Raw genomic sequence first — 4,490 nt, 5'->3', positions numbered from 1 at the left:
GTGCCAGCAAGTTCGTGCGCGGCGACGCGGTGGCCGGCATGTTGATTCTGTTCATCAACATCGTCGGCGGCTTCATCATCGGCATGGTTCAGCATGGCCTGAGCGCGGGCCAGGCGGCCGACTCCTACATCTTGCTGGCGGTCGGCGATGCCTTGGTGGCGCAGATCCCGGCGCTGTTGATCTCGGTCGCCGCAGCGATGGTGGTGTCGCGCGTCGGCACCGAGAAAGACATCGGCAGCCAGATCGGCCGCCAGGTCTTCGGGTCGGCCAAGTCGCTGGCCGTGACCTCGGGTGTGATCGGCCTGCTGGGCCTGATTCCCGGCATGCCGCATCTGGTGTTCTTGCTCATTTCCGGCGCCATGGGCTATCTGGCCTGGTGGCTGCGCACGAAGGACCAGCAGCAGGAGCGCGAAGCCAAGACCAGCCAGGCTGTGAGCGCCTTGGCGCCGGCCGAGCCGAATTCAGAAGCGACCTGGGACGATCTGATCCCGGTTGACACCCTGGGCCTGGAGGTCGGCTACCGCCTGATCAGCCTGGTCGACAAGACCCGCGAGGGCGACCTGCTCAGTCGCATCAAGGGCGTGCGGCGCAAGTTTGCGCAGGAGGTTGGTTTCCTGCCGCCGTCGGTGCATATCCGCGACAACCTGGAGCTGCGGCCCAGCCAGTACCGGCTGTCGCTGCGCGGCGCCGTGGTGGGCGAGGCCGAGGCCTTCCCGGGCATGTGGTTGGCCATCAATCCGGGCCAGGCGACCCAAAAGCTCATCGGTACCCAGACCACCGACCCGGCTTTTGGCCTGCCGGCGGTGTGGATCGATGACAAGCAAAAAGAAATGGCGCAAATGGCCGGATTTACCGTGGTTGATTGTTCGACCGTGGTGGCCACACATCTTTCACACTTGATGCAGGTCCACGCAGCGAAGTTGCTGGGCCGCGTAGAGACCCAGGCACTGGTTGAACACCTGACCAAACAAGCGCCTCAACTGATTGAAGATGTGATTCCAAAAATGATCGGTATTGCCACCTTGCAAAAAATTCTTCAGCTGTTGCTGGAAGAGGGTGTGCACATCCGTGACATGCGTTCCATCGTCGAGAGCCTGGCTGAAAATTCCAGCGTGACCGACCCGGCCGAGCTGGCCCGGCGCATCCGCACCCATATCTCGCCGGCCATCGTGCAGCAGATCTACGGCGCGGTGAAGGAGCTGGATGTGATCGCCCTGGAGCCCGAGCTGGAGCGCTTGGTGACCCAGGCTCTGAACTCGCCGCACGGCGCCGCCTTGGACCCTGGTGTGGCCGACACCCTGGCGCGCAGCGCCGCCGAGACCGCCCAGGCCCAAGAAGACCGCGGTGTGCCCGCTTGCTTGCTGGTGCCCGACCTGATCCGCGCACCGATGGCCCGCTTGCTCAAGCGCGCAGCGCCGCGCCTGAAAGTGCTCGGCCATAGCGAAATTCCTGAAACTCACTCCATCCGCATCGGATCGATCATTGGGGGCACGGCATGAACGTCAAAAGCTTTACCGCTAAAACCTCCCGTGAGGCGATGGCCTTGGTGCGCCAGGCCTTCGGCAATGACGCTGTGGTCTTGTCCAACAAGCCCTGCGCCGGTGGTGTCGAGGTGCTGGCGATGGCGCCGGAAGGCATGTCGCAGATCGAACGTGTGGCGGCCACCGCCCCTCGCGTCGCGGCGCCTAGCCGTTTGCAGGCGCGCCCGGCTGCGCCGGCTGAAACACCTACCTCGCGCAGCTTCGCCGCTCGCACGGGTCAGCGCAACGAGCCCAGCTTCGGCTATGCCGACCCGGCCGGCGATGTCGGTGACGATGTGCAGACGCTGGCGATGAGCACCTTGTCCTTCCAGGACTATGTGCGCGAGCGCGTGCTCAAGCGTCGCCAGGCCGAACTGGACGGCGTGCCCGATCCTTTGGCTCCGCCGATGATGATGGACCGAGCGCAAGAAGCGCCCGGCGTCAGCTCGCTGAATGCCGCTCGCCAGCAACGCGCTCAGACGGCCCTGCAAGCGATGCAGCCACGCCGTGCCGAGCCGGCAGCACCCCCGCCGGCCCCGGCCCAGCGGCGTGCGCCGCCGGTGCTGCGTGACGAAATTCGCGTACCCGCGATGCAGCGTGACATGGCCGACCTGTCGGGCCTGGGCCATCAGAACGAGCTGCCCGACATGCCCGGCCGTGGCCGGCGTGACCAGCAAGACATGATGAACGAGCTGCGCCAGGTGAAGGGCATGATCGAAGAACGCTTCGGTGCCCTGGCCTTCATGGAAAAGCTGCAGCGCCAGCCGATCCAGGCGCGCTTGACGCAGAAGCTGCTGGAGATTGGCTTTTCGCCCGCCTTGGTGCGCAAGCTGGTCGAGGGCTGCCCGGCCGAATTCAAGGGCGGGCCCGGCGAGGCTGCCGACGAAACGACTTGGGCGGCCAATGTGCTGTCGCGCAATCTGCGCACCGACGAAGCCAGCCCGGCCTTGGAAGAGCAGGGCGGTGTGTTCGCCCTGATCGGCTCCACCGGCGTGGGCAAGACCACCACCACGGCCAAACTGGCGGCGGCTTTTGCCACCCGTTACGGCGCCGCCAATCTGGGCCTGATCACGCTCGACGCCTACCGGGTCGGTGCGCACGAACAGCTGCGCGCCTATGGCCGCATCCTCGGCGTGCCGGTGCACACGGCGCATGACCGCGCGTCGCTGGAGGACCTGCTGGAGCTGCTGTCCAACAAGAAGATGGTCTTGATCGACACCGCCGGCATGGCGCAGCGCGACAGCCGAACTAACGAGTTACTGGACATGCTGGCCCATCCCAGCGTGCGCAGAATCCTGGTCATCAACGCCGCTCAGCAGGGCGAGACGATTGAGGATGTGGTCAGCGCCTGGCGTGCCAGCGACTGCCACGGCGTGGTGCTGTCCAAGATCGACGAGGCCGTCAAGCTGGCCCCTGCGCTGGATACCTTGATCCGCCACAAGCTCAAGGTGCTGGGCGTCACCAATGGCCAGCGGGTGCCGGAAGACTGGCACCGCCTCTCTAGTCAGGCCCTGGTGCAACGTGCGCTGCGGGCGGTGGCTGCCGGCGCCTGGCGCATGGACAGCGCCGATGTGAATTTGATTTTTGCCGGGGGGCCCGCGCTGGGCCTCAAGCATCCCGCCGCCATGGGTGCTTTCTAGTCCCCGCTACAAGACCGAACCCAGGACAACATCATGCGCGACGCTCACCGCACTCATTCCCCGCAGGACCAAGCCGACGGTCTGCGCCGTCTCTTCGCCACTTCGCGGGTCCGCTTCATCCCGGTCGTCAGCAACCCCCATGTGGTCGGCGGCGGCGTGCTGCTTGAAGGGCTGTGCGCGGCCTTTGCCGAGCTCGGTCTGCATACCTTGGTGGTCGACGCCGGTGAGAGCGCGCCGCTGCCGGCGGAGATGGCCTCAATCGATTTGGGCTCATGCATCGAGCGCCTATCGAAAGATGTGTCCTACCTGGCCGCGCGCGGCCTGCCGATGCGCTACATCAACGCCAATGGCTCGGCAGCCCAATTCCTGGAAGTGGTCAGCGAAGCCGCGCCGTTTGCCGATGTGGTGCTGCTGCACGCCAGCGCCGCCGAGCTGGCCCGCGTGGTGGCGTTGCGCGAAGTGCGGCCGGTCTTGCTGGCCGACACCGACAGCATGAGCGTGACCCACGCCTATGCCGGCATGAAGTGGCTGGCCAGCCGCGCCGGCCTGATGGTCTACAGCCTGCTGCTGGCCTGCTCGCCGCAGCTGCGCTTGTCGGACCGGATTGCCCAACAAATCAGCAGCTGCGCCGATGGTTTCCTCGGTGCGGTGCTGCGCGACTGGGCCTGCATGGACCCCAAGAGCCCATCCAGCGCGCCGATATCCGCTGAGATTCGCCATCTGGCGCGTGAACTTCTGATGGCCGCCCCTCCCGGTGCCGCCTTGGAAGCCTCGGTCAATGCCAGCCCTCTGCGTCCGCCGGTGCGGGCACAGATGCACCGCGCTGCTGTTGCCACTGTTTGATTGCCGCTGGAGCTGATGATGTATACCGCCAAAGGCCGCCTCGATAATTCCTCCCTGATTCGGCAGTACAGCCCCTTGGTGCGCCGCCTGGCGCATCAGATGATTGCCAAACTGCCCGCCAATATCGAAATCGACGACCTGATCCAGGTCGGCTTGATCGGTTTGACCGACGCCCTGAGCCGCTTCGACATTGGTCAGGGCGTGCAGTTCGAAACCTTCGCGACCCAGCGCATTCGCGGCGCCATGCTGGACGAGCTGCGCGGCGGCGACTGGATGAGCCGCGGCTCGCGTCGCCAGCAGCGCGAGATCGAAAGTGCGGTACGCAAGCTGGAGCAGCAACTCGGCCGGGCGCCGCTGGAAAGCGAAATCGCCGTCCAGATGGGCGTGCCGCTGGAAGAGTACCAAGACCTGCTGGGCAAGGTGCGTGGCACCCAGCTGGTCTATCTGGAAGATATGGCCGGCGACGAAGGTGACGAGGACTTCCTCG

The 4,490-nt window shown here is 65.5% G+C and carries 4 protein-coding genes; all 4 read left to right on the top strand.

The window, feature by feature from the left end; all coding sequences use genetic code 11:
- Window positions 1-1,499: flagellar biosynthesis protein FlhA (locus RMO57_RS09080; protein ID WP_310385891.1), on the top strand; the 1,499-nt coding region annotated here is incomplete at its 5' end.
- Entirely contained in the window at window positions 1,496-3,160 is a 1,665-nt protein-coding gene (flhF, locus tag RMO57_RS09075) for a flagellar biosynthesis protein FlhF (protein ID WP_310385889.1), read from the top strand. The genes RMO57_RS09080 and flhF, both read left to right, overlap by 4 nt.
- 33 nt (window positions 3,161-3,193) lie before the next feature.
- Entirely contained in the window at window positions 3,194-4,003 is an 810-nt protein-coding gene (locus RMO57_RS09070) for a flagellar biosynthesis protein (RefSeq protein ID WP_310385887.1), read from the top strand.
- An 18-nt stretch (window positions 4,004-4,021) separates the two neighbouring features.
- Window positions 4,022-4,490: sigma-70 family RNA polymerase sigma factor (locus RMO57_RS09065; protein WP_310385885.1), on the top strand; the 469-nt coding region annotated here is incomplete at its 3' end.

This window comes from Roseateles sp., from assembly GCF_031397715.1.
Classification (GTDB): Bacteria; Pseudomonadota; Gammaproteobacteria; order Burkholderiales; family Burkholderiaceae_C; genus Paucibacter_A.
Note: the sequence above shows the minus strand (reverse complement) of the source record. Positions and strands in the feature narration are given on the sequence as shown.